The sequence below is a fragment of the Nocardioides ginsengisegetis genome (genome assembly GCF_014138045.1).
Taxonomy (GTDB): Bacteria; Actinomycetota; Actinomycetes; order Propionibacteriales; family Nocardioidaceae; genus Nocardioides; species Nocardioides ginsengisegetis.
Genome location: NZ_JACGXA010000003.1, coordinates 344,737 through 368,505, shown reverse-complemented (window position 1 = coordinate 368,505; position 23,769 = coordinate 344,737). Strand labels below are relative to the sequence as shown.

22 protein-coding genes are annotated in these 23,769 nt (G+C 73.2%); 11 read left to right on the top strand and 11 right to left on the bottom strand.

The window, feature by feature from the left end:
- Positions 1–47 precede the first annotated feature (47 nt).
- Together FB382_RS21250 and FB382_RS21245 are read left to right on the top strand one after the other, a co-directional pair.
- The gene (locus FB382_RS21250; RefSeq protein ID WP_182541950.1) at positions 48–2,189 is read left to right on the top strand and encodes an ATP-binding protein; all 2,142 of its coding nucleotides are present in this window, start codon (positions 48–50) and stop codon (positions 2,187–2,189) included.
- A 33-nt stretch (positions 2,190–2,222) separates the two neighbouring features.
- Positions 2,223–2,600 (top strand): response regulator, encoded by a 378-nt coding sequence (locus FB382_RS21245; protein ID WP_182541949.1) that lies wholly within the window; start codon positions 2,223–2,225, stop codon positions 2,598–2,600.
- Here FB382_RS21245 and FB382_RS21240 read toward each other — a convergent pair.
- From FB382_RS21240 to FB382_RS21210, 7 genes are all read right to left on the bottom strand, one after another.
- The gene (locus FB382_RS21240) at positions 2,574–3,092 is read right to left on the bottom strand and encodes a hypothetical protein (protein ID WP_182541948.1); all 519 of its coding nucleotides are present in this window, start codon (positions 3,090–3,092) and stop codon (positions 2,574–2,576) included. The genes FB382_RS21245 and FB382_RS21240 overlap by 27 nt on opposite strands.
- Before the next feature lie 68 nt (positions 3,093–3,160).
- Complete coding sequence (locus FB382_RS21235) at positions 3,161–4,039, bottom strand: sucrase ferredoxin (RefSeq protein WP_182541947.1); 879 nt, start codon at positions 4,037–4,039, stop codon at positions 3,161–3,163.
- A gap of 4 nt (positions 4,040–4,043) precedes the next feature.
- Positions 4,044–6,989, bottom strand: coding sequence for an AAA family ATPase (locus tag FB382_RS22715; RefSeq protein WP_182541946.1), 2,946 nt, complete (start codon positions 6,987–6,989; stop codon positions 4,044–4,046).
- 54 nt (positions 6,990–7,043) lie between these two features.
- On the bottom strand, positions 7,044–7,181 hold the full coding sequence (locus FB382_RS21225) for a hypothetical protein (protein WP_182541945.1): 138 nt from the start codon (positions 7,179–7,181) through the stop codon (positions 7,044–7,046).
- A 114-nt stretch (positions 7,182–7,295) separates the two neighbouring features.
- Entirely contained in the window at positions 7,296–8,459 is a 1,164-nt protein-coding gene (gene hutI, locus FB382_RS21220; protein WP_182541944.1) for an imidazolonepropionase, read from the bottom strand.
- On the bottom strand, positions 8,456–9,853 hold the full coding sequence (locus tag FB382_RS21215; RefSeq protein ID WP_182541943.1) for a formimidoylglutamate deiminase: 1,398 nt from the start codon (positions 9,851–9,853) through the stop codon (positions 8,456–8,458). Before FB382_RS21215 ends, hutI begins: the two co-directional genes overlap by 4 nt.
- Positions 9,850–11,055: an allantoate amidohydrolase gene (locus FB382_RS21210; RefSeq protein ID WP_343055713.1), complete on the bottom strand. Its 1,206-nt coding sequence runs from the start codon at positions 11,053–11,055 to the stop codon at positions 9,850–9,852. Before FB382_RS21210 ends, FB382_RS21215 begins: the two co-directional genes overlap by 4 nt.
- Positions 11,056–11,065: 10 nt before the next feature.
- Here FB382_RS21210 and FB382_RS21205 point away from each other — a divergent pair, with 10 nt between their 5' ends.
- The 7 genes from FB382_RS21205 (at position 11,066) to FB382_RS21175 (ending at position 17,485) form a co-directional block, all read left to right on the top strand.
- Positions 11,066–11,674, top strand: a complete 609-nt coding sequence (locus FB382_RS21205) for a nitroreductase family protein (RefSeq protein ID WP_182541941.1) — start codon at positions 11,066–11,068, stop codon at positions 11,672–11,674.
- 154 nt (positions 11,675–11,828) lie between these two features.
- The gene (locus tag FB382_RS21200) at positions 11,829–13,175 is read left to right on the top strand and encodes a M20/M25/M40 family metallo-hydrolase (protein WP_182541940.1); all 1,347 of its coding nucleotides are present in this window, start codon (positions 11,829–11,831) and stop codon (positions 13,173–13,175) included.
- Positions 13,172–14,644 carry an MFS transporter gene (locus FB382_RS21195; RefSeq protein ID WP_182541939.1) on the top strand — a complete coding sequence of 491 codons (1,473 nt, stop codon included), beginning with the start codon at positions 13,172–13,174 and terminating at the stop codon, positions 14,642–14,644. Before FB382_RS21200 ends, FB382_RS21195 begins: the two co-directional genes overlap by 4 nt.
- A 23-nt stretch (positions 14,645–14,667) precedes the next feature.
- Positions 14,668–15,216 carry a DnaJ family domain-containing protein gene (locus FB382_RS21190; protein ID WP_343055712.1) on the top strand — a complete coding sequence of 183 codons (549 nt, stop codon included), beginning with the start codon at positions 14,668–14,670 and terminating at the stop codon, positions 15,214–15,216.
- A 61-nt stretch (positions 15,217–15,277) separates the two neighbouring features.
- The gene (locus tag FB382_RS21185) at positions 15,278–16,363 is read left to right on the top strand and encodes an HpcH/HpaI aldolase/citrate lyase family protein (protein WP_125037322.1); all 1,086 of its coding nucleotides are present in this window, start codon (positions 15,278–15,280) and stop codon (positions 16,361–16,363) included.
- Positions 16,360–17,226: an HpcH/HpaI aldolase/citrate lyase family protein gene (locus FB382_RS21180; RefSeq protein ID WP_182541938.1), complete on the top strand. Its 867-nt coding sequence runs from the start codon at positions 16,360–16,362 to the stop codon at positions 17,224–17,226. The genes FB382_RS21185 and FB382_RS21180 overlap by 4 nt, the downstream gene beginning before the upstream one ends.
- 115 nt (positions 17,227–17,341) lie before the next feature.
- A complete protein-coding gene (locus FB382_RS21175) occupies positions 17,342–17,485 on the top strand; it encodes a hypothetical protein (RefSeq protein WP_182541937.1) in 144 nt (47 codons plus the stop codon).
- 69 nt (positions 17,486–17,554) lie between these two features.
- On the opposite strand, the gene FB382_RS21170 is transcribed toward FB382_RS21175, so the two are convergent.
- The 4 genes from FB382_RS21170 to FB382_RS21155 form a co-directional block, all read right to left on the bottom strand.
- Positions 17,555–18,814 (bottom strand): MFS transporter, encoded by a 1,260-nt coding sequence (locus FB382_RS21170; RefSeq protein ID WP_182541936.1) that lies wholly within the window; start codon positions 18,812–18,814, stop codon positions 17,555–17,557.
- A gap of 72 nt (positions 18,815–18,886) precedes the next feature.
- Positions 18,887–19,897 carry a M48 family metallopeptidase gene (locus FB382_RS21165; protein WP_182541935.1) on the bottom strand — a complete coding sequence of 337 codons (1,011 nt, stop codon included), beginning with the start codon at positions 19,895–19,897 and terminating at the stop codon, positions 18,887–18,889.
- A 26-nt stretch (positions 19,898–19,923) separates the two neighbouring features.
- A complete protein-coding gene (gene hutU / locus FB382_RS21160) occupies positions 19,924–21,588 on the bottom strand; it encodes a urocanate hydratase (RefSeq protein WP_182541934.1) in 1,665 nt (554 codons plus the stop codon).
- A 101-nt stretch (positions 21,589–21,689) separates the two neighbouring features.
- Positions 21,690–22,070, bottom strand: coding sequence for a hypothetical protein (locus FB382_RS21155; RefSeq protein ID WP_182541933.1), 381 nt, complete (start codon positions 22,068–22,070; stop codon positions 21,690–21,692).
- A gap of 91 nt (positions 22,071–22,161) precedes the next feature.
- Between FB382_RS21155 and FB382_RS21150 the strand changes: the two genes are divergently transcribed.
- Both FB382_RS21150 and FB382_RS21145 read left to right on the top strand, forming a co-directional pair.
- Entirely contained in the window at positions 22,162–22,446 is a 285-nt protein-coding gene (locus tag FB382_RS21150) for a helix-turn-helix domain-containing protein (RefSeq protein WP_182541932.1), read from the top strand.
- Between the two features lie 75 nt (positions 22,447–22,521).
- On the top strand, positions 22,522–23,766 hold the full coding sequence (locus tag FB382_RS21145) for a vanadium-dependent haloperoxidase (protein WP_182541931.1): 1,245 nt from the start codon (positions 22,522–22,524) through the stop codon (positions 23,764–23,766).
- Positions 23,767–23,769 lie beyond the last annotated feature (3 nt).

The window sequence follows — 23,769 nt, the reverse complement described above, 5'->3', positions numbered from 1 at the left end:
GTCCCGAAGTGCCCACCGCGACCGGCGTCCGCTGCTAGCGTCCCGGCATGGGGAGCCCCGCCACGCTTGCCACGCAGCGGCGCCGGTTCGCCGTCGCCGCCCCGAGCGCCCTGGCCCTGGTGGCCCTCTTCGCCTTCCTGCTCCAGCCGGGCTTCTCGCTGGCCACCCGTCAGGCCGCCAGCGGGGCCGGTCTCCTGCTGGCCGGGGTCCTGGGAGCCGTCAGCTGCGGCGCCCGGGCCGCACAGACGGCCGGACGTCGCCGTCGTTCCTGGCTCCTCCTGATGTCGGCCGGGTGCACGGCGGTGGCCGCCAACCTGTGGGCGACCGTCGTGGGTGCCGACGTGGTCACCTCGCCGAGCGCGGTGAGCAACGCCGGGATCGCCCTGGCCCTGGCCCTCTCGATCGCCGGGCTGCTCATGTTCCCCAGCGTCCGTCGTCGCGGTGCCGACGCCCTCGTCATGTTCCTGGACGGCGCGATCGCCGCGGGTGCGGTGCTGGTCATCTGCTCGGTCCTCGTCTACTCCGAGCTCCTCGAGGCGACCGCCAGCTCGCCGTCCCAGCGCTGGAGCGACCTGCTCTTCCCGGTCCTCGACATCGTGCTGGCCACGGTGGCCATGCTGCTGGTCCTCCGCACCCGGGGCGCGGACCGCCCGGCCCTGGCGATGGTCGCCGCCGGGTTCCTCCTCTACACCGTCGCCGACCTGGCGTTCGCCGTGCTCGCGGCGAAGGGCACCTTCGAGTGGGGCAGCTACGTCGACCTGCTGTGGATCGGCGGCTACCTCGTCATCTCCCTCGCCGCCTGGTACCCCAGCGAGCACGCCGACGCCGCCTCGCCCGGGGCCAACGGACCCGGCTCGGACGCCCGGGCGACCGTGCTGGTCTTCGCCGTGCTCTTCGTCGCGGGCGTCATCCAGGTCTCGGTCCGGGGGGACCACCTGCGCGCGACGGAGGCCGTGCTGTGGATCGCCCTCTTCCTGGCGGCCGCTGCGCGGCAGACCCTCCTCGCCGCCGACAACGCCGCCCTCCGCGTCGACCTCGAGCGTCGGGTGCGCGCGCAGACCGCCGACCTGAGGCGCCTGGCCCGGCAGAACGAGGTGCTGCTGACCTCGGTGGGCGACGGCATCTACGGCGTCGACCCCGCGGGCCGCGTCACCTTCGTCAACCCGGCCGGTGCGGCGCTCCTGGGCCACTCGCCCGACGACCTCCTCGGCAAGGTCGCCCACGACCACTTCCACGCGCCGGCCGTCGACGGCACGCCGTACCCCTCCGACGGCTGCTACATCAGCCAGGCGATCCGCAGCGGGACCGTCGCGCAGCCCGAGGAGGACGTCTACCTCCGCGCCGACGGCCAGACCTTCGCGGTCGAGATCACCGCCTCGCCGCTGCTGGACGACGACACCGTCCGGGGAGCCGTCGTCGTCTTCCGGGACGTCACCCAGCGCCGCGAGGTCGAACGGATGAAGAACGAGTTCCTCTCGGTGGTCAGCCACGAGCTGCGCACCCCGCTGACCTCGATCCGGGGCTCCCTCGGACTCCTCGCCGGCGGAAGCCTGGGCGAGCTCCCGGAGCGGGCCGGGCCCCTGGTCACCATCGCCCTGCAGAGCAGCGAGCGGCTCACCCGCCTGATCAACGACCTGCTCGACATCGAGCGCATCGAGTCCGGGACCCGGCCGATGACCGTGGCCGTCCTCGAGGCCGCCGACCTCGTCGCGACGGCCGCGCACCAGATCGAGGGCCTGGCCACCCAGATGCGGGTCCGGATCGAGGTCGGCGACACGAGCGGGCGGGTGCTCGCCGACGAGGACCGGATCATCCAGACCCTCACCAACCTGCTCGGCAACGCCATCACCTACTCCGAGCCCGGCGGCGTGGTCCACCTCGAGGCGCGGGAGCAGGGCGGCGAGGTCGTCTTCACGGTCCGCGACCAGGGGCGCGGGATCCCGGCCGAGAAGCTGGAGAGCATCTTCGAGCCCTTCGAGCAGGTCGACTCCTCCGACGCCCGCCAGAAGGGCGGCACCGGACTGGGGCTCGCGATCAGCCGCGGCATCGTGGAGGGGCACGGCGGGCGGATCTGGGCGGCGAACGCGCCCGGCCGCGGCGCCGTGCTGACGTTCACCCTCCCCTCGCCCCGACGGTCGGGGGCCGAACCCGGGGCCGCGGCGCGACGGTCCTCCCGACCGACGGCCTAGCATGGCGCCCACACTCTCGGGGAAGGCTCGGTGATGGTGCGCACGGTGCTGGTGGTGGACGACGACGACTCGATCCGGGAGATCACGCAACTGGCCCTCGAGGTCGTCGGCGGCTGGCGGGTGATCGCCGCGTCCGGGGGCGCCGAGGCGCTCGTGCTGGCCGACCGGCACCAGCCCGACGCCGTCCTGCTCGACGTGATGATGCCGGAGATGGACGGGCCCACGACCTTCCGTCACCTGCGCGACGGCGCGACCACCCGCCAGATCCCGGTGATCTTCCTGACCGCCAAGGTGCAGGTGGGCGACCACCGGATGTGGGACGACCTGACGGTGGCCGGGGTGATCCCCAAGCCCTTCGACCCGATGGGGTTGTGCCGGGAGGTCTCAGGTCTGCTCGGCTGGACGGACTGAGCCGCCCAGCGTCGCGACACGGGTGAGGGCCGCCTCGGTCGCGAGCTCGACGCGCCGCGGCGGGTGGTCGAGGTAGTGGCGCAGCACCCGGAGCGCGAGCCACGGGTCCAGGGCCAGGCTGGTCGCGTCGACCCGGGGGGAATCGTCGTGACTCCCACCGAGGTCGACGGTGAGCCAGTTGTGCACGACGTCCCGCCCGGTCGGGAACCGGGGCACACCGCGGCTCCAGTGCGGGCGGAAGTCGAAGACGTGCTGCCAGGTGAGGTGGACCGGGGCGTCGCTGGTCCGCACGACCACCCCGTCGGGGCGCAGCAGGATCCCTCGGCCGGATCCGGCGCGCACGCCCGAGACGGGGAGGAGGAGGCCGGCGCCCTGCCCGTCGTCGTAGAGGCGCGCGGTCCGGCGGCGCACTGACCAACGGCGGGTGGGCAGGTGCCAGCCGTCGCCGCTGGTGTTGGACTCCAGGGGGGTCGTGGTCGCGGGGTCGATCACGGACGGACTTCTACCCGCCTGCGGATTCGTCCACACGGTGACGCCCACCACCTGACTGGACAGGTCGGTCAGGGCCGGTCCCACCCCGTGACCGTGTGCACGGGGGCGCCCTTGAGCTTCAGGTCGGCGCAGCTCTGCCGACGCGGCTCGCCGGGCGTGGAGGCGACCGTGAGGCGGTGCTCGCGGCCGGCCACGGTGAGGGAGACGGTCTCTCCCGTCCCGAGTCCGACCGACACGTCGTCGAGGTCGTGGAGACCATCGAGGCCGAGTGCGGTCCGGACGTGGAGCTCGGCGACCTGCGCCGCAGCGGGCAGTCCGGCGCGTCCGCGCGCGTTGGCCGTGGGAAAGCCACCCGCGGCGATCTCGGCGCAGGCCTCGACGGCCGTGTCCGGGTCGAGGCGGCCGAGGGTCACCCCGCTGGGCAGCGCCAGGAGGGTGCCGGAGAACCGGTGGCCGCCGAGGTGGGTCGTCTCCCAGGTCGCGGCGGGCCAGCGCTCGGCCAGGGCGGCCGCGACCGGGCGGCCGATCTCGGCGCAGCAGCGGTCCCGGCGGCCGTTGGTGCACAGCAGCCAGAGCGGCCCCTCGTGGGCCGGCAGGCCCGGGTCCCCGCCCCGCGCCAGCGCGCCCAGGTCGAGGTCGGTGACCTGGTCCACCCGCTCGAGGACGGTGCCCCAGACGCGGCCGGTCGCGCCGAGCCGGGCGGCGAAGACGTGCACCCCCGGTCCGGCCCAGCCGCCGTGCCGGCGGATCAGCTGGACCCGGACACCGACGGCCCCCTCGAGGACCTCGCGGACCCCGTCGGGGAGACGGCTGTCGGCCACGGCGTTGCGGCCCCAGGAGCCGGCGTACTCGACGAGGAGCCAGGCCGTGTCCTCCGGCGCCGTGCCGGCCATCGGCTCCGCGTCGAGGGCGCTGGCGGCCGAGCAGCGGTAGGTCTCGGGGGTCACCCGGCTATTCGACCAGACCCCTCCGGCGCCCGATCGCGGCGGCCTCGGTGCGGCCGGCCGCCCCGAGCTTGCCGAGGATGTTGGAGACGTGGACCGAGACGGTCTTGGCGCTGATGAACAGCTGCTTGCCGATCTCGCCGTTGGAGCGACCCTCCGCCACGAGAGCCAGGATCTCGGTCTCGCGGGGCGTGAGCGCGTCGGGGGCGGCGTCGCCCCGGGCGGGGGTGCTGCCGAGGGCGCGGAGCTCGTCGAGCAGCGGCTGGGCACCGAGCTGGTGGGCTGCGGCGCGCGCCAGGTCGCCGACCTCCCGGGCCCGGGTGGCGTCGCCGGACGCCCGCAGGATGCCGGCGAGCACGGTGCGCGTGCGGGCCAGCTCGAAGACGTCGCCGAAGTCGGCGAACAGCACCACGGTCTCCTCCCAGGCGCGCACGAGGGCGTCGAGGGGTGGCGCGTCGATGCCCGTCAGCCAGCGCAGCCGCAGCACCTCGGCGTCGAGGCGCTTCACCCAGGCTCGTCCCTCGGGCCCCCAGAAGCCTGACGGGTCGGTGTAGCGCTCGAGCACGGTGTGGCCCTCGGCGTGCAGCCGCTCGGCACGCTCCTGGAACGTCGCGCGCTCGCCGGCCGCGAGGGTCGGGACGGCCTGGGCGATCGCCCCGATCGTGACCGCGGCGAGCCGCACCCGGGCCGGGAACCACTCGTGCCAGATCCGGCCGAGCACGTCGACGGCGTGCTCGTACGACGCCACCGCGCCGGCCGCGTCCGCGCGGCGCCCGGCGTCCAGCAGCTCGACGGTGCTGGCGTGGATGGCGATCCCGCCCTCCTTGTGCCAGTGCCGGCGCAGCGCGAGGGTCTCGGCCGCGACGTCGAGCCCGCGGCCGTGCTGGATGTTGAGCCGGACGCTGTCGAGCAGCGCCTTCGGGATCGGGGGCGCGGACTGGCCGTCGATCCCGCAGAGCTCCAGCGCCTCGTCCCAGCGGCCGCTGACCATCAGCACCCAGGCGAGCTGCCACCGCGACTCGAAGGCGTACGGCGCCCACGCCAGCCCGGCCGCCTGGCCGCGCTCGATCGCGCTGCGGAACCAGCGCTCGGTCTCCTCGAACTCCGCCCAGTCCTGGTAGGAGCGGGCCAGGAAGAACCGGCCGCGGAGCTCGGCGTGGATCGCGCCGGACTCCTGGGCGCGCAGGATCGCGTCGGTCAGGGCGGCCCGCAGCCCCTCCTTGGGGCCGGCCTTCTTGAGGCCGGACAGAGTGGTGATCGCGTCGGAGGCCAGCTCGGACATGTTGAGCTTCTCGGCCAGGGCGAGGGCGTCGATGCCGACCGCCTGGGCCTCCTCGAAGCGGCCCAACGCGGCGAGCACCCGGGCATGGGTGGTCAGCACCCGGGCGCGCAGCATCGGGGCGTCGTCCGGCACCAGCTCGAGTGCCCGGGCGGACACGGCGGCCGCGTCCTCGTCGGTCTCGATGATCACCAGGGCCGCCGCGCGGACGGCCAGCATCCGCGCCCGCCAGGCCGGCGAGGCGTCCGCCGGCAGGCAGGTCAGCTGCTCGGCCACCAGCGCCGCGGCGCGGATCGGATGACCGCTGGCCATCAGGGCCTCGGCCGCGCTGACGGTCAGCTTGGACACGTCGACGTCGAGGTCGGCCCGGCGGCGCGGGTCGGCGAGCAGCTCCAGGGCCTGTTGGTAGTGCTGGGCGGCCTCGTCCGGGCCGCCGATCGCGGTCGCCTCGTTGCCGGCCCGGATGCTGGCGTCCAGGGCGGTGTCGAGGTCCATGGCCAGCCGGGCGTGCCGGGCCAGCTCGGCCGCGGTGCCCCGGGCCCGGCCGTCGCTCAGCGCCGCGCAGTACGCCGCGTGGAGGCGGACCCGCTCGCCCGGCAGCAGGTCGTCGTACACCGCCTCGCCGAGCAGGGCGTGCCGGAAGGTGTAGGTGCCGGCGCCGGCGACCAGGACGTTCATCTCGACCGCGCGGCGCAGGCCCTCGTCGAGAGCGGTGTCGTCAAGCAGGGAGGCGGCGGCCAGCATCTCGTGGCTGACCTTGCGGCCGGCGACGCTGGCCGCGCGGACGACCTGGCGCGCGGTGTCGTCGAGACGGTCGAGGCGGACGAGCAGCACGTCGGCGAGGTCGGCGGGCACCCAGCGGCCCGGGCCGGAGGCAGCGCCCACGAGCTCCTCGACAAAGAACGCGTTGCCCTCGGCGCGGTCCACGATGCCGGCGACCTGGTCCTCGGAGATGGGGCCGGCGTCGAGCTCGGCGATGAGGGTGCGCACGTCGCCGGCGGAGAGCGGGGCCAGCTGGATCCGCTCGACCCCGCGGATCCGCGACCACTCCGCGACCTGGGTGCGGAGCGGGTGGCGGCGGTGAAGGTCGTCGGAGCGGTAGGACGCGACGATCGCGACCGGGCCGGCGAAGGGACGGGAGAAGAGGAAGCTGAGCATGTCGCGCGTCGACTGGTCGGCCCAGTGGGCGTCCTCGATGACCAGGAGCAGCGGCGCGGCCTCGGCGGCGGCCTCGAGCAGGGCGTGGACGGCCTCGAACAGGTCGGTGCGGTCCAGGGCGCCCGTCTCGCGGTCGGCGTCGGCGTTCATCACGCGACGGCCGGGCTGGAGGCGGGCCAGGGCGGGGTGCTGGCCGGCGACGGCGTCGACGACTGCGGGCAGGTCGGTGGCCATCCGGCCGAGCACCTCGGAGAAGGGCAGGTAGGGCAGGGCGCTGTCGCCGAAGTCGAGGCAGTGGCCGGCGAAGACCTGCCAGCCCTCGGTGAAGGCCACGTCGCGCAGCTCGGTCAGCAGGCGGGTCTTGCCGACGCCGGCGTCACCGGACAGCAGCACGTTGGTGGCCTCGCGGTCGCTCGAGGACCGGTCCCCGGGGATGCGACGGACGCCGAGCAACGAAGCGATCTCCGTCAGCTCGGCGTCTCGTCCCACCAGGGTCTTGCTCGTGTGTCCTGCCACGTCGCCCATGATCTCGTGAACGTCCGGTGCGGTGCCCATCTTTTCGCGGGCCCGTCAGCGGACGATGTCGCTGTCCACCACGGATCGACGTACGCGGGGAAGCCTGGTGCGGCGCCCCTTGAGCCCGGACCGGATCCGCATCGCGCGGTAGTCGATCTCGGACTTCAGGATCTGGTTGGTGTGGTCGTACATCTGGTGCTCCTCATCTCGGGTCGGTGAGACGAGGTTCGCTCCCTGAGGTAGGCGCCCACATCGGACAACCTCCCTATCTGAGGTGGCCGTCCGGCGGGGGTGCCTTAGGGCGGCTCAGACCGGCCGACCGCCCTGCCAGACCTGCTGCACGAGGGGCACGCCGGGGCGGTAGGCCAGGTGCACGTGGCTGGGGGCGTCGAGCACCATCAGGTCGGCCCGCTTGCCGACGGTGAGCGCGCCGACGTCGTCGCGGTCGAGGGCGCGCGCTCCCGTCGCGGTCGCCGCGTGGACCGCCTCGGCGGGGGTCATCCCCATCTCCCGGACGGCCAGCGCGACGCACAGCGGCAGCGAGCTGGTGAAGCACGACCCGGGGTTGCAGTCGCTGGCGATCGCGACCCGCACGCCGGCGTCGAGGAGGCGGCGGGCGTCGGGGTAGGGCTGCCGGGTCGAGAACTCCACGCCGGGCAGCAGCGTCGCGATCGTGCCGCTGTCGCGCAGCGCGTCGACATCGGCGTCCTCGAGGTAGGTGCAGTGGTCGACGGCGGTGAGCCCGAGCTCGGCGGCGAGCCGGACGCCGGGGCCGGGGCCCAGCTGGTTGGCGTGCAGCCGGCCGCGCAGCCCCTTCGCCGCGCCGGCGGCGAGGACCGTGCGGGCCTGGTCGCCGTCGAACGCGCCTCGCTCGCAGAACACGTCGATCCAGCGGGCGTACGGCGCCGCCGCGTCGAGCATCGGTCCGGTCACGAGGTCGACGTACGCCGCCGGGTCGTCGGCGTGGTCGGCCGGCACGACGTGGGCGCCGAGGAACGTGGTCTCCTCGGTGAACTGCCGGGCCACGGCCAGGCTGCGCGCCTCGTCGTGGGTGGAGAGGCCGTAGCCGCTCTTGATCTCCACCGTGGTCGTCCCCTGGCGGCGCATCTCGGCGACCAGCCGGGCCACGTGGCTGGTGAGCTGCTCGTCGGTGGCGGCCCGGGTCGCCGCGACCGTCGTACGGATCCCGCCGGCGGCGTAGCTCTCGCCTGCCATCCGGGCCGCGAACTCGGCGGCCCGGTCGCCCGCGAAGACCAGGTGGGAGTGGGAGTCCACGAAGCCGGGCAGCACCGCGCGGCCGCCGACGTCGAGGCGCTCGTCGGCCTCGGGGGCATCGATCGCCCGGCCGACCCAGGCGACCTTCGCCCCCTCGACGACGAGGGCGGCGTCGGCGATCGCCCCGAGGAGGTCGTCGGCGTCGGGGTCGTTGGTGACCAGCTCGGCGATGCCGGTGATGAGGGTGCTGCTCACGCTGTGCCCTTCCAGATCGTGTCGATGGCGGCCGCCAGCTCGCGCCCGATGTCGGCGCGGTCACCCTGCCGCACCACGACCCGCCCGTCGACCATCACCTGGGTGACGTCCTCGGCGGTCGCTGCGAAGACCGCGGTGTTCTCGTCGCCACCGGTCCCGGCGGTGCGTGGGGTGGCGGGGTCGAGGGTGACGAGGTCGGCCCGGTTGCCGACCGCGATGGCGCCGGCGTCGGCGAAGCCGAGGCTCTCGTGGCCGGTCGTCGTGGCTGCGGTCAGCAGCTCGGCGGCGGTCCAGTGGCCGCGCTGCCGGGTGGCCAGCCGCTCGTCGAGCTCGACCGCCCGCATCTCCTCGAACAGGTCGATGACCGCGTGGCTGTCGCTGCCCAGCGTCAGCCGGCTGCCGGCCTCGTGGAGCCTGCGGCTCGGGCCGATGCCGTCGCCGAGGTCGCGCTCGGTGGTGGGGCAGAAGTCGGCGTAGGTGCCGGTCTCGCCGAGGAGCCGGATGTCGTCGTCGGTGAGGTGTGTCGCGTGCACGGCGGTCGTCGCGGGCGTCAGCAGGCCGGCGTCGTGGAGCAGCCGGGTCGGGGTGACGCCGTACGCCGCGAGGCAGCCGTCGTTCTCGGCCACCTGCTCGGAGAGGTGGACGTGGAGGGGCATCGTGCCGTCGACCGCCTCCCTGACCGTCGCCAGCTGGTCGCGCGGGACGGCCCGCACGCTGTGCACGGCCGCGCCGACGACGACGCCGTCGCGCTGCACGTTTCCCAGCAGTTGCTGGGTTCTGGCCCCCCAGGCGGCCGCGTCACCGTCGTCGTAGCGCAATTGCGCGGTTTCGACCGGCTTCCCGAAGCCCGAGCTGAGGTAGACCGTGTCGAGCAGCGCGATCCGGATCCCGGCCTCGCGCGCCGCCTCGACCAGGGCCAGCCCCATCGCGTTCGGGTCGGCGTAGGGCGTGCCGCCGGGCTGGTGGTGCAGGTAGTGGAACTCCCCCACGGCCGTGATCCCCGCCGCCGCCATCTCGCGGTAGGTCGCTCGCGCCAACGCGAAGTAGGTGTCGGGGTCCAGCCTCCCGGCCACGGCGTACATCTGGTCGCGCCAGGTCCAGAACGTCCCCCGCTCCCGCTGGGTCCGCCCGCGCAGCGCCCGGTGGAAGGCATGGCTGTGGCAGTTGGCCAGGCCGGGGATCGTCAGGCCGGGGATGCGGGTCGCGGTCGGGGCGGAATCACCGGTGGACCGGCGATCCCGGACGTTCTGGAGGGTTGCAACCCTCGGGAACGTACGGGAGTGCCCGGGGAGTGTGACGGAAGTGAACCGTCCGTCCTCGACCTCGACCAGCACGTCGTCGTGGACGGCCCCGTCGACCCACGCCCGCTCCAGGAGGTACGACGCCGCCGTCACGACCCGGCCAGCCTCTCCAGCGTGTCCGCGAGCGCCGAGACGCCCACCAGGCAGTCCGGCATCGAGGCGTGCTCCGCGGGCGAGTGCGAGATGCCGGTCGGGTTGCGCACGAAGAGCATCGCGGTGGGGATCCCCGCGGCCGAGAGGGTGCCGGCGTCGTGGCCGGCCTGGGTCGGGATGACCGGCCAGTCGCCGCCCTCGTGGTCGGCCGCGATCGAGGCGGCCAGCCCCGGGGAGAAGGCCACCGACGACGACACCGACTCGGCGGTGACGGTCAGGGCGGTGCCGTCCCGAGAGGCCCGGTCGGAGGCCTGCGCCGAGATCGCCTCCACCAGCGAGGCCAGCCCGTCATCGGTCGAGCACCGCGCGTCGAGCCACGCGGTCACCCGCGACGGGATCGCGTTGGTGCCGTTGGGGGCCACGTCGATGCGCCCGAACGTGGCGCGCTGCCCGGCCAGCCGCGCCTGCTTGTTGGCGGCGAGCGCCGTCATCGCGTAGGTGAGCATCGGGTCGGCGCGGTCCTCCATCCGGGTCGTGCCGGCATGGTTGGCGGCCCCGGTGAAGTCGAAGCGGTAGCGCCCGTGCGGCCAGATCTCGCTGGCGACGCCGACCGCGGCCCCCCGGTCGACGAGGTCGCGGCCCTGCTCCACGTGCAGCTCGACGAAGGTGCCGACCGACGCCAGCGACAGCGGCGTCCCGTCCAGGCCCTCCGCTGCGAGCGCGTCGCCGAGGAACACCCCGTCGCGGTCGCGCAGCTCGCGCGCGGTCGACCATGGCAGCGCCCCCGCGACCAGCCGCGACCCGAGGCAGGCCAACCCGAACCGCGAGCCCTCCTCCTCCGCGAACACCGAGACGCCGATCGGCCGCGCGGGCACGAATCCCCTGTCCCGCAAGGCGTCCACGGCCGCGAGCGCCGAGACGACGCCGAGCGGGCCGTCGTACGCGCCCCCGTCCAGCACCGAGTCGAGGTGCGACCCGGTGAGCACCGCCGGGCCCGACGCCCCGGGATGCTCCCACCAGCCGACCACGTTGCCGAGCCCGTCGGCCTCGACCCGCAGGCCGCGCGCGACGCACTGCGCCACGAACCACGACCGCAGCTCCACCTCCGCCGACGTCCAGGGCTGGCGGAAGTAGCCGCCCGAGGTGGCCGAGCGCCCGACCGGGCCGAGGTCGGCCCACATCCGCTCGAAGTCGTCAGGCACGCTTGCCTCCATGGAGTTCCAGGACGTCGTCCGACGCCGCAAGATGATCCGCAACTACGCCGAGACCCCGGTGGACCCGGCGGTCGTCGACCGTGCGCTCGACAACGCCACGCGCGCCCCGAGCGCGGGCTTCAGCCAGGGCTGGGGATTCCTCGTGCTGGACACCCCCGACGACGTACGACGCTTCTGGGTCGCCACGTCCGACGACGTGGACCAGCCCGACAGCTGGCTCGCCGGCATGATGCGGGCGCCCGTCGTGGTGGTGCCGTGCTCGAGCAAGGCCGCCTACCTCGCCCGCTACGCGGAGACGGACAAGGGCTGGGCCGACCGCGACGAGGCCCGCTGGCCGGTGCCGTTCTGGCACATGGACGCGGCGATGGCGAGTCTGCTCATCCTGCAGACCGCGGTCGACGAGGGGCTCGGGTCCTGCTTCTTCGGAATCCCGCCCGACAAGGAACCGCAGGTGCGAGCAACGTTCGGCATCCCGGACACCTTCGACCCCGTCGGCGTCATCACCCTCGGGCATCGCGTCGAGGACACCGGCGCCGCTGGTTCGCCGTCGCGACGCCGACGCAAGCCGCTCGAGGACGTCGTCCACCGCGGCAGCTGGGGCGGATGACGGGGGCACCCCGCCAGTCCACCGGGCCCCGGCACCGGGGTCAACGACCACCACGCCAGCCCAGTCTCACATCCGAGACACGTCGGCCCGGTCGTGCTGATGAGAGTGCGCGATAGCGCTCCCTGAGCAGCACGACCCGGCTAGGTTTCACCGCATGTCCACGAGGGAGGGCGGGCCCGAGCACGCCCGCGCGATCGCCAAGCTGCAGGCCCTCGTCCGGATCCCGACGGTCTCCCACCGCGACCCCGCGGCCGTGGACACCGCGCAGTTCGACGAGTTCCTCGTCGAGCTCCGGAAGCAGTTCCCGCGGCTGCACGCCGAGACCGAGCTGACCCGCGTCGGCACCCACGGACTGCTCTTCCGCTGGCGCGGGGCCGACGACAGCCGGCCCGTCGTGCTGATGGCCCACCTCGACGTCGTGCCCGTCGACGAGGACGCTCCCTGGCAGCACCCGCCCTTCGGCGCAACCCTGGTCGGCGGCGCGATCTGGGGCCGCGGGACCCTCGACGACAAGGGCTCGCTGGTCGGCATCGCCGAGGCCGTCGAGGTGCTGCTCGAGCAGGGCTTCACCCCCGCGCAGGACGTGTGGCTCTCGTTCGGCTGCGACGAGGAGGTCTCCGGCACGGCGGCGCCCGAGGCCGTCGCCCACCTGCGGGCGGCCGGCGTACGCCCCTGGTTCGTGCTCGACGAGGGCGGCGCTGTCGCCCACGAGGCCTTCCCCGGCGTGGCCGCGCCGATCGGCGTCATCGGGGTGACCGAGAAGGGCACCACCAGCATCGAGCTGCGCGTCGAGGGCCGTGGCGGCCACGCGTCGACGCCGGCCCGGATGGGGCCGACCGCCCGCCTGGCCCGCGCGATCCTCCGGCTCGAGCGGGCTCCCATGCCCGCCAGCACCCCCGACGCGACCGTGGAGCTGCTGCGCCGGATGGCCCCGCACGCCTCCGTGGCGCTGCGCCCCCTGATGGCCAACGCCGGACGTCTCCGCCCGGTCCTCACCCGGGCGCTGGTCGCCGCGGGTCCCGAGTCCGCGGCGATGACGCGGACGACGTTCGCGATCACGACGCTGTCGGGCAGCCCTGCGCTCAACGTCATCGCCAGCACCGCCAAGGCCGGCGTCAACATCCGGGTCATGGTCGGCGACACCGTCGCGGGCGTCCTGGACCACGTGCGCCGCGCGATCTCCGACGACGACGTCCACATCGACGTGGTCGAGCAGAACGAGCCGAGCCCGGTCTCCCCGATGGACGACGCGTTCGCGCTGCTCGAGGAGACCATCGGCGAGCTCTTCCCCGACGCCTTCGCCGCCCCCTACGTGATGATGGCCGCCACCGACTCGCGCCACTTCACCGAGATCTGCGAGCGCGTCTACCGCTTCGCGCCCTTCCGGATGACCAAGGCCCAGCGCGAGTCCATCCACTCCTACGACGAGCACCTCGACGTCGAGGCGTTCCTCGACGGCGTCGCCTGGTACCAGCTCCTGATCGAGAGGATCCCCCGATGAGCGTCCACCGGCTCGACCGACGGCCGGCCGAGGGGACCCACAGCCTCGTCGCCATCGTCGGCTTCCTGGTCTGCGTCGAGATCGCCAGCGGCATCCTGCAGGGCTACTACACGCCCATCTGGAAGGACGTCGCGCACCACCTCGACATGCGCGACGCCGACGTCAACTGGTTCGAGGCGGCGCAGCTCATCGTCTCGGCGCTCGTGGTGCCGTTCCTGGCGCGCCTGGGCGACCTCGTCGGGCACAAGAAGGTGCTGCTGCTCTCCAGCGCCGTCACCGCCCTCGGCTCCTGGATCCTCGCGTTCGCCCCCTCCTTCACGACGTTCCTGGTCGGCTTCGCCCTCCAGGGTGCGTACGTCGTGTGGTTGCCCATGGAGGTCGCGATCATCCACCGCCGGACGGCCGGCACCGGCCGCCAGGCGCTCCTGACCCGGCGAGCGGCCGCGATCCTCGTCGGCGCCCTCGAGCTGTCGGTGATCATCGGCGCGCTCACCAGCGGGGCGCTCGTCGAGTCGACGTCGATGGGCCTGGTCCTGATGCTCCCGGCCGTCGCCGTGACCGCCTGCTTCTTCGTCGTGCTGGTCGGGATCGAGGACGTGCAGGGCGTCGGGCGCGGGGGCATCGACTACCGCGGCCTGGGCCTGGTCACGCTCGCCCTCGGACTCGTGATGGCGGGCCTGATCGCCGTACGCCTCGACGGTCCCGGCAGCCTCCTCGCGTGGGTCCTCGTCGCCGCCGGGATCGCCACGATGGTGCCGTTCGTCCGTTTCGAGGCCGCCCACCCCGACCCCATCGTGGACGTCCGGCTGTTCGCCCAGCCGCGCCAGTGGCCGGTGCAGCTGACCGCGTTCCTGTTCGGCATGTCCGTGCTGGGGGCCCAGATCCCGCTGTCGACCTTCGCCCGCACCGACCCCGACGTCGCGGGCTACGGCCTCGGCGCGGACGCCGGCTTCGTCTCCACCCTGATCGGCGTCTACGTCATCACGCTTGCGATCGGCGCCTTCACGCTGCCGCTGACCTCGCGCTGGTTCGGCGCCCGCAACGCGCTGGTGCTCTCGGCGGTCCTGGTCGCCGCCGGCTACGCGCTGTGGCTGCCCTTCCACGAGAGCACCGGCCAGGCCCTGCTCAACATGGCCGTCGCCGGCCTCGGGTCCGGCGCCCTGGTCGCGGCCCTCCCCGCGGCCGCAGCTGCCGCCGCACCCGCCGACCGCACCGGCTTCGCCACCGGCATGACCAACGCGACCAAGACCGTCGGCGGCGCCATCGCCTCCTCGGTGTTCGCGATCGCCCTGGCCTCGACCGGATCGCTCGACGACCCGACCGAGGGCCACGCCCCGCTGCAGGGCTACCTCACCGTCTGGACGGTCTGCGCGGTCGCCGCCCTGCTCGCCGCCGCGGCCCTGCTCGTGATGCCGCGCGAGGCCGCCGAGGACCCGGAGGACCCTGGGGGCCCCACCCCCGCCGGGTAATCTGGCCGCACGGAGGTGACCCAGTGACCGACCAGCCCGACCGCCAGACCGACCCTCTCCCCGAGAAGGACGAGCGCACCGGCCGCAGCGCGGCCGCGGCCCGGATGCACAACCAGGCCAGCTGGGTCGACCAGCAGATCCGGGTCGCGATGGCCAAGGGCGAGTTCGACAACCTGCCCGGTGCCGGCAAGCCGATCACGGACCTCGGCCCGACCCACGACCCGGACTGGTGGCTGAAGAAGCTGGTCGAGCGCGAGCACATCGCGGTGCTGCCGGCCTCGCTCCAGCTCCGCAAGGACGACGCCGAGCTCGACGCCCTGCTCGACCGCCTCAACGTCGAGGCCGAGGTGCGGCGCGAGGTCGAGGAGTTCAACGCCCGGGTGATCGCCGCCCGCTACCGACCGCCCGAGGGGCCGCCGCTGATCACGATGCCGCGCGACGTCGACTCCACCGTTGCGGGCTGGCGCCAACGCCGTACGGCGAGGCTCGCGGCGCACCGCGCGACGCCCGCACCGACCCCGGCGCCCGTGGCGGAGTCGCCGAAGCGTTGCTGGTTCCGCCGCCCGCGCTGATGGGGATCCACTGTCAGATCGGTCATACCGGCGAGTAGCCACCCGCTGCTAGTTTCCGCCCATGCCCAGCAGCAGCCGTAGCGCCAAGGACTTCTTCCGCCCCCTCGCCGTGGGGGCCCCGACCCCCCTGACCGAGGTCCCGGCCCGCCCCAGCCGGGCGATCCACTTCTTCGACCCGAGCAACGAGAAGATGGCCGCCAAGATCCCGGCCATGGTCGGCACCGTCGACGTCCTGCTCGGCAACCTCGAGGACGCCGTCAAGGCCGACAACAAGGTCGCCGCCCGCGAGGGCCTGGTGAAGATCGCCCAGGGCACCGACTTCGGGCCCACCCAGCTCTGGACCCGGATCAACGCCCTCGACAGCCCCTGGGTCCTCGACGACCTGACCACGCTCGTGCCGGCCATCGGCGACAAGCTCGACGTGATCATGGTGCCGAAGGTGCAGGGCGCCGAGGACATCCACTACGTCGACCGGCTGCTCGCCCAGCTCGAGGCCAAGGCCGGACTGGACCGGCCGATCCTCGTGCACGCGATCCTCGAGACCGCCCGCGGCGTGGCCAACGTCGAGGAGATCTGCGGCGCCAGCCCGCGCATGCAGGGCCTCTCCCTCGGCCCGGCCGACCTCGCGGCGGACCGCCGCATGAAGACCACCCGCGTCGGCGGCGGCCACCCCGGCTACCTCGTCCGCCAGGACCCGACCAAGTCCTCCGACGGCATCGAGGTCGGCGAGCGCGCGACCTACCAGCAGGACCTCTGGCACTACACGATCGCCCGGATGGTCGACGCCTGCGCGATGCACGGCATCTACCCCTACTACGGCCCCTTCGGCGACATCGCCGACGAGGTCGCGTGCGAGGACCAGTTCCGCAACGCCTTCCTGCTCGGCTGCGTCGGCACGTGGAGCCTGCACCCCAAGCAGATCGCCATCGCCAACCGGGTCTTCAGCCCCAGCGTCGAGGACATCAAGCACGCCCGCCGCGTGGTCGCGGCCATGGGTGACGGCACCGGCGCGGTGATGCTCGACGGCAAGATGGAGGACGACGCCTCCCTCAAGCAGTGCCTGGTGATGGTGCGGCTGGCCGAGGAGCTCGCCGCGATCGACCCCGAGCTGAAGAAGCAGTACGACGCGATCGAGGTGCCCGCATGAGTGACTTCACCCCCCTGCGCTCGGTCCTCTACATGCCGAGCTCCAACGAGCGGGCGCTGGAGAAGGCCAAGGCGATCGCCTGCGACGGCCTGATCCTCGACCTCGAGGACGCCGTGGCCCCCGACGCCAAGCCCGCCGCCCGTGAGGCCGCCGCCGCGGCCGCCGCGTCGGGCGAGTACGGCCGCCGTACGGTCACCATCCGCGTCAACGGCATCGGCACCCAGTGGCACGACGACGACATCGTCGCCGCCGCCCAGGCCGGCCCGGCGGGCGTGGTGGTCCCCAAGGTCAACAGCGCCGACGAGGTCCGCGCCCTGGTCGCCGCGCTGGAGAAGGCCGGCGCCCCCGATCACACCCGCCTGTGGGCGATGGTCGAGACGCCCGAGGCGGTGTTCAACGTCCGCGAGATCGCGGCGGCCTCCGACCGGCTCGCGGTCCTGGTCATGGGCACCAACGACCTCGTCAAGGAGCTGTACGCCGAGCACGTCCCGGGCCGCGCACCGCTCCTGACCTCGCTCTCGCTCTCGCTGCTGGCCGCGCGCGCCGCCGGCGTCGCGATCCTCGACGGCGTCTACAACGACGTGAAGAACATCGACGGCTTCCTCGCCGAGTGCCAGCAGGGCCGCGAGATGGGCTTCGACGGCAAGACCCTGATCCACCCCGGCCAGGTCGAGGGCGCCAACACGGCGTTCGCGCCGAGCGAGTCGGCCGTCGAGGACGCCCGCGGGATCCTCGCGGCGTGGGAGGAAGGCAAGGGGTCCGGCGTCGTGACCTACAACGGCAAGATGGTGGAGAACCTCCACGTCGAGTCCGCCGAGCGGACGCTCTCGATCCACGAGGCGATCACCGCGCTCGGCGTGTGAGCGGGGAGTGAGCGGGGCGTGACCTGCGCCACGCCCCGATTCGCGTTCGCCCGGGAGTGAACTGCCGCGCTCCGGGTATAGGACGACTACCTATTCCCCGGAGGGAGAACACATCATGGTTGTACTCGGCCTGATCCTGCTCATCATCGGCCTCGTGGCCGCAATCCCCGTCCTGACGACGATCGGTCTGATCCTCATCGTCGTGGGCCTGATCCTGAACTTCGTTCCGATCGGCGGCACGCGCCGCAGGTACTACTGACCCGCAGCGGCGACAAGCTCTGACCCCCGGCCCTCCTGGGCCGGGGGTCGTTGCATGTCCGGGGCCACCTCAGCGGGTCCTCAGGGCCCATCGGCTGACCGGCACCAGCAGCGCGCCGGCCCCGAGCACGAGTCCCCCCAGGACCCACCAGCCGGGACGCCCCCACTCGATGCAGAGCAGCGTGATCAGGGTCGGGGCGACGACGTTGGACAGGGAGAAGCCGAGCCCGGCGAAGCCCTGGTACTGGCCCTGGCGCTGCTCGGGCGCCAGCCCCATGGAGATCCCCCACTGGCCACCGCTGGAGATCATCTCGCCGACCACGTGCACGGCGGCGCCGAGGACGAGCAGCACGACGGCGACGACCGCCGACGTGTCGCTGCTGAAGGAGATGACCACGAAGCCGACCGCGATCCACGCGCACCCGACGACCATCGCCCGCGCCGACGCCATCACGTCGTCCCGGCCGCGCGAGAGGCGGACCTGGAAGAGCGCCACGACGACCGTGTTGAGCACGAGCAGGACGGCGACCATCGAGGTCGGCGCCTGCGTGTGGGCCGCGATCCACAGCGGGATGGCCAGCGTCATCACCACGAAGTGCATGGCGACCACGCCGTTGAGCAGCGTCACGACCACGAACGGGCGGTCCCGCAGGACCGCCAACCGCGGCTCGCCGGCAGCCCGTGCCGGCGCCGGGGCCAGGTGCGGCAGCCGCGAGCAGAGCAGGCCCGTCAGGATGCCGGAGACCCCGTCGAGGGCGAAGACGGCCAGGTAGGCCCACGTCTCGTCGACGAGCAGCGCGAGTCCGCCGAGCGCGGCCCCCAGGCTCATCGCGACGTTGGTGACCGCCCGCAGGTAGGCCTTGAACATCACCCCGCGCCCCCCGGTCGCCACCCGGGCGATGTAGCCGTTGCGCACCGCGGCGTTGCCGGAGAAGAGCACCGTCGACAGCGCCATCACGGCCATCACGGCCCAGAGCGAGCGGGCGACCAGGAGTCCCATCAGAACCGTGCCCGCCGCGATCGTCAGCGCCCGCATGGTCTCGCGCGGGCCACGGGTGTCGCCGAGATGGCCGAGCGGCACCTGGGCGAGCATCGCCAGCACCGAGGCGACCGAGAGCACCAGGCCGATGTCGGTCGCGGACAGCCCGACCTTCTGGGTGAAGAACAGCGCGAACGTCGTGGTCGAGGCCCCGGTGCCGGCCCGGTTGACGAAGGTGCCGAGCGCGAGGACCCGCAGGTTCGGGTCCGTGGGGATGCCGCGCCGGGTCAGTCGGGGCGGCACCGCCGCGGGGGGTCTGATCTCGTCCGCCTCAACCGCACCATCCGTCACGGGGAGATTCTGGACCACCGGGCGGGCGCGCGACCATCGGGTTTCCCGCGCCGCCTGACCCCGCGGGGACGCTCAGTCGTCGTCGCGGCGGAGCGTCTCGTCGAGCCACATCTTGGCGCTGCCGAGCCAGCCCGCGGCGTCGTGCACCATCCGGCCCAACGCGTCCTGGGTCTGCTTGAACGTCTCGCCGTAGCTCCGGGCCGCGGCCGACGCCGCCTCGCTGACCGTGGCGGCGTCGTCGGTGTCGCGACGCGGGTAGGCGCCGCCGAGGAAGCGGGTGTACTCCCCCGCGTCGACCCACCGGCGCAGCTCGCTGGCACGCACCACCGCGAAGGGGTGGGTGCGGTTCTCGATGAGCAGCAGCTTGAGCACCGAGTCGCGCAGGTCGGACTCCTCGTACTCCGTGCCCTGCGCGAAGAACGACGTCGCGTCGAGGTCGTCGAGGTGGCCGCCGCTGGCGAGCTTCATGTGCACCCGGAACGCCGTCGCCGGGTCCTGGGTGGCGAGCAGTCCGGCCCGGTCGGCGGACAGCTCCGCCTTGCGCGACCACTCGTAGAGCGCAGCCATGATGGCGCGCACGCCGAGCCCGCCCAACGGCACCGACGACAGCACCCCGCTCAGCTGGATCAGCCGCTGCAGCAGCGTCTGGTAGACCGCGTGCCCGCTCACCGCGTGGCCGAGCTCGTGGCCCAGGACGAAGCGCATCTCCTCGTCGTCGAGCAGCTCGACCATGCCGGAGGTGACCACGATGAACGGCTTGTTCATGCCGATCGTCATGGCCTGCGGCACAGGGTTGGCCGAGACGTAGAGCTCCGGCAGCTCGGCGGCGTCGAGCGTCTGCGCCACCTCGCCGAGGAGCCGGTGGAGCGTGGGGAACTGGCGGTCGTCGACCCGGATCGCCGACCCGAGGAACACCAGCCGGACCGCGCGCTCGTTGAAGAGCCCCGACATCGCCTTGAGGACGGTGTCGAAGCCCTTCAGCTTGCGCAGCGCCACGAGGGCGCCGCGGTCGGCGGGGTGCTCCCACGCGCGCGAGCTGATGCCGGGCAGTGGGACCCGAGAACGGGCCGGCTGGGTGGTCACGTGACCACCCTAGGGTTCCGTCCCACTCAGCGCTCGGACATGGGGATGCGCACGCCGCGCTCCGCGGCCACCTCGGCGGCCCGCTCGTAGCCGGCGTCGACGTGGCGGATCACGCCCATGCCCGGGTCGTTGGTGAGCACCCGCTCGATCTTCTCGGCGGCCAGTGCCGTCCCGTCGGCGACGCAGACCTGGCCGGCGTGGATGGAGCGCCCCATGCCGACGCCGCCGCCGTGGTGGATCGAGACCCACGTCGCGCCCGAGGCGGTGTTGACCAGGGCGTTGAGCAGGGCCCAGTCAGCGATCGCGTCGGAGCCGTCGAGCATCGCCTCGGTCTCCCGGTAGGGCGAGGCGACCGAGCCGCAGTCGAGGTGGTCGCGGCCGATCACGACCGGCGCCTTGAGCTCGCCCGAGGCGACCATCTCGTTGAACTTCAGGCCGGCGAGGTGGCGCTCGCCGTACCCCAGCCAGCAGATGCGGGCCGGGAGGCCCTGGAAGTGCACGCGCTCGCCGGCCATGGTGATCCACGTGCGCAGCCGCTCGTTCTCGGGGAAGAGCTCGAGGATCGCCTTGTCCGTGGCGGCGATGTCGGCCGGGTCGCCGGACAGCGCGGCCCAGCGGAAAGGGCCCTTGCCCTCGCAGAAGAGCGGCCGGATGTAGGCCGGCACGAAGCCGGGGAACTCGAAGGCCCGGTCGTAGCCACCCTTGCGGGCCTCGTCGCGGATCGAGTTGCCGTAGTCGAAGACCTCGGCGCCCTTGTCCTGGAACTCCACCATCGCCCGGACGTGGGCGGCCATCGACTCCTGCGCGCGCTTGGTGAAGCCGGCCGGGTCCTCGGTGCGCTCGCGCTCCCAGTCCTCGAAGGCGGTGCCGACCGGCAGGTAGAACAGCGGGTCGTGGGCGGAGGTCTGGTCGGTGACGATGTCGATCGGCGCGTCCGACTCGAGCAGCTCGGGGAGCATCGCCGCGGCGTTGCCGAGCACGCCGATGGACAGCGGACGCCGCTCGTCGCGCGCGGCCACCGCCATCTCCACGGCCTCCTCGAGCGAGGACGCCTGGACGTCGAGGTAGCGGTGCTCGATGCGGCGGGTGATCCGGGACTGGTCGCACTCGATGCAGATGACGACGCCGTCGTTCATGGTGACCGCCAGCGGCTGGGCACCGCCCATGCCGCCGAGGCCGGCGGTGACGGTGATGGTGCCGGCCAGGGTCCCGGAGAACCTCTTGTCGGCGACGGCCGCGAACGTCTCGAACGTGCCCTGGAGGATCCCCTGGGTGCCGATGTAGATCCAGGACCCTGCGGTCATCTGGCCGTACATCGTCAGCCCGAGGTCCTCGAGCCGGCGGAACTCCTCCCAGTTGGCCCAGTCGCCGACCAGGTTGGAGTTGGCGATCAGCACGCGGGGTGCCCACGGGTGGGTGCGCATCACGCCGACCGGCTTGCCGGACTGCACGAGCATCGTCTCGTCGTCCTCGAGGTCGCGCAGGGTGCGGACGAGCGCGTCGTACGCCTCCCAGCTGCGGGCCGCCTTGCCGGTGCCGCCGTAGACGACGAGGTCCTCGGGGCGCTCGGCGTTCTCCGGGTCGAGGTTGTTCATCAGCATCCGCAGCGGCGCCTCGGTCTGCCACGACTTCGCGGTCAGCTCGGTGCCGGTGGCGGCGTGGATCGGCAGGCGCGGGTTCGAGATGGTCATGGCCTCATCCAACTCCGCCCGCCGCAGCGCCACCAGCACCTGCGCGGCACCTGAGTCTCGGATCCCAGACCTGCCAATCCCCTGCAAACGACTCCAACGGGTCATACCGACCCACCCGGGCGCGTCGCTAGGTTGGAGGTCCAGGCCATCCGGGAGGCGTCATGCCCGACCTGCTGCTCTCCGCATCGGACCAGGCCGCGCTGCGTTACCTCCTCGCGGCCGAGCCGGTCCAGGGGCGGCCGCTGCCCGGCACCGACGTGCTCGAGCACCTTGCCCGCCTCATCCCCTGCGACGCGATCGGCCTGGCCCTGTTCGAGCCGGACGGCCGCGTCATCGACGCGGTGGCCCTGCCACGTGGCCACCCGGCGCTGGACGACCCGGGCTGCGACGGCGTGCTCGCGCTCGGGATCGTGCAGTGGACGCGGGTCGCCGGCAGCACCGACAAGCTGCGCGCGGAGGGCCTGGTCGACAGCCTCAACCACGGGTTCCGCAAGAGCCGGGACCGCGTCGCCCAGCTGTGGCTGGACCCGCGAGCGTCGGGCGTTCACCATCCGGGACGTCACGCTGCTCGCGATGATCGCGCCGACCGTCCAGCGCCTGGTGCGCGACACCACCGTGGCCCTCCCCGACCACCTCACGGCCCGCGAACGGCACGCCCTGGCCCTGGTCGCCGCCGGCCTGTCCAACCCCGAGATCGCCGACCGCATGGGCGTCGCGACCTGCACCGTCCGCAAGCACCTCGAGCACGCCTACCGCAAGCTCGGCGTCGGCAACCGGCTCGCCGCGGCCACGGCGCTCACCGCCTGGCCGGACGCCCACCTGGAGGACCACTCCGCGGACGTCGAAAGATTCGCCTGAACGCGAATGGTCGCGGACCTCCCGCGGCGCTACCCAAGAGGTACGTCGTGAACACCGACCAACGGAGGTCCCCCCATGCTCGCTCCACGTGCCTGCGCCCTGCTCTCGGCCGCCGTCCTCGCGGTCGCCCCGCTCGCCGCCACGCCATTCACCGCCCCGTCCGGCGCCGCCGGCGACCGCGCCGCCCCCTCGGGGGCCGAGAGCGCCCAGGTGGTGCTCGACTGGGAGCGGATCTCCTTCCGGACCGTCTACACCGACGGCGCCACCCCGATCCCGGTCGGCGTGCCCGTGCTCGGATTCACCTCCGTCGCGATGTACGACGCGGCCCGCAGGTCCGAGCAGCGCCAGACGAGCTCGGAGACGGCCGCAGTGGCGACCGCCGCCCACGACGTGCTGCTCCACTACTACCCGACCGCGGGCGCCAAGCTGGACGCCGACCTGAGCGCCAGCCTGGCCCTGGTCCCCGACGGGCACGAGCAGTCGAAGGGCGTCCGGATCGGCGGGCGCGCGGCGGCGGACATGATCGCGAGCCGGGTGGGCGACCACTACCTCGACGCCTCGATCCACTACACGCTCACCCCCGGCATCGGGGTCTGGGGACCCAACCCGGGCGCCACCGACATGCTCGCCGCCTGGCTGGGCTCCCTGCGCCCGCTGGTCCTCGACGCGCCGATCGCCTGGTCCGGGCGGCCGGACCCGCTGACCAGCGCGGCCTACGCGACCGACTTCAACGAGGTCAAGACCATCGGCAGCACCGCCGGGGCGCTCACCCACCCGGACGAGGCCGCGATGGCGACGTTCTACAACTCCAACTCCGCGACCATGGTCGGTGACGCACTGATCCGGCGCCTGACCGCGCACCCGGAGAGCCTGATCGACACCGCCCGACTCTTCGGGCGGATCCACGCAGCGATGACCGACGCGGCCATCCGCTGCTGGCAGCTCAAGCGTGACGTCGGGTTCTGGCGGCCCAGCCAGGCCGTGGCGGGCGCCGAGTCGGACGGCAACCCGGCCACCTCGACCGAGACCGGGTGGACGCCGTTCATCGCGAACCCGAACTACTCCGACTACGTCAGCGGCCACGCCTGCCTCACCGGTCCGGCCGTCGAGGTGATCCGGCAGACGTTCGGGGAGAACACGCCGCTGGAGCTGATCTCGGTCAACACCCCGGCGCACAAGTTCTACACCGACCTCACGTCCATCGAGCGGGACGCCGAGAACGCCCGGGTGTGGGGCGGTCTGCACTTCCGCAAGGCGGTGCGGGACGGCTACGAGATCGCGCACCGCACGGCGCAGGCGGTGATCCAGGCGCTGCCCTGATCA

What these genes read in the sequence shown, in the direction of transcription:
- FB382_RS21250 (WP_182541950.1), top strand. Translation starts at nt 48, where the DNA reads ATGGGGAGCCCCGCCACGCTTGCCACGCAGCGGCGCCGGTTCGCCGTC.
- FB382_RS21245 (WP_182541949.1), top strand. Translation starts at nt 2,223, where the DNA reads ATGGTGCGCACGGTGCTGGTGGTGGACGACGACGACTCGATCCGGGAG.
- FB382_RS21225 (WP_182541945.1), bottom strand. Translation starts at nt 7,181, where the DNA reads ATGTACGACCACACCAACCAGATCCTGAAGTCCGAGATCGACTACCGC.
- FB382_RS21205 (WP_182541941.1), top strand. Translation starts at nt 11,066, where the DNA reads ATGGAGTTCCAGGACGTCGTCCGACGCCGCAAGATGATCCGCAACTAC.
- FB382_RS21200 (WP_182541940.1), top strand. Translation starts at nt 11,829, where the DNA reads ATGTCCACGAGGGAGGGCGGGCCCGAGCACGCCCGCGCGATCGCCAAG.
- FB382_RS21195 (WP_182541939.1), top strand. Translation starts at nt 13,172, where the DNA reads ATGAGCGTCCACCGGCTCGACCGACGGCCGGCCGAGGGGACCCACAGC.
- FB382_RS21185 (WP_125037322.1), top strand. Translation starts at nt 15,278, where the DNA reads ATGCCCAGCAGCAGCCGTAGCGCCAAGGACTTCTTCCGCCCCCTCGCC.
- FB382_RS21180 (WP_182541938.1), top strand. Translation starts at nt 16,360, where the DNA reads ATGAGTGACTTCACCCCCCTGCGCTCGGTCCTCTACATGCCGAGCTCC.
- FB382_RS21175 (WP_182541937.1), top strand. Translation starts at nt 17,342, where the DNA reads ATGGTTGTACTCGGCCTGATCCTGCTCATCATCGGCCTCGTGGCCGCA.
- hutU (WP_182541934.1), bottom strand. Translation starts at nt 21,588, where the DNA reads ATGACCATCTCGAACCCGCGCCTGCCGATCCACGCCGCCACCGGCACC.
- FB382_RS21150 (WP_182541932.1), top strand. Translation starts at nt 22,162, where the DNA reads ATGATCGCGCCGACCGTCCAGCGCCTGGTGCGCGACACCACCGTGGCC.
- FB382_RS21145 (WP_182541931.1), top strand. Translation starts at nt 22,522, where the DNA reads ATGCTCGCTCCACGTGCCTGCGCCCTGCTCTCGGCCGCCGTCCTCGCG.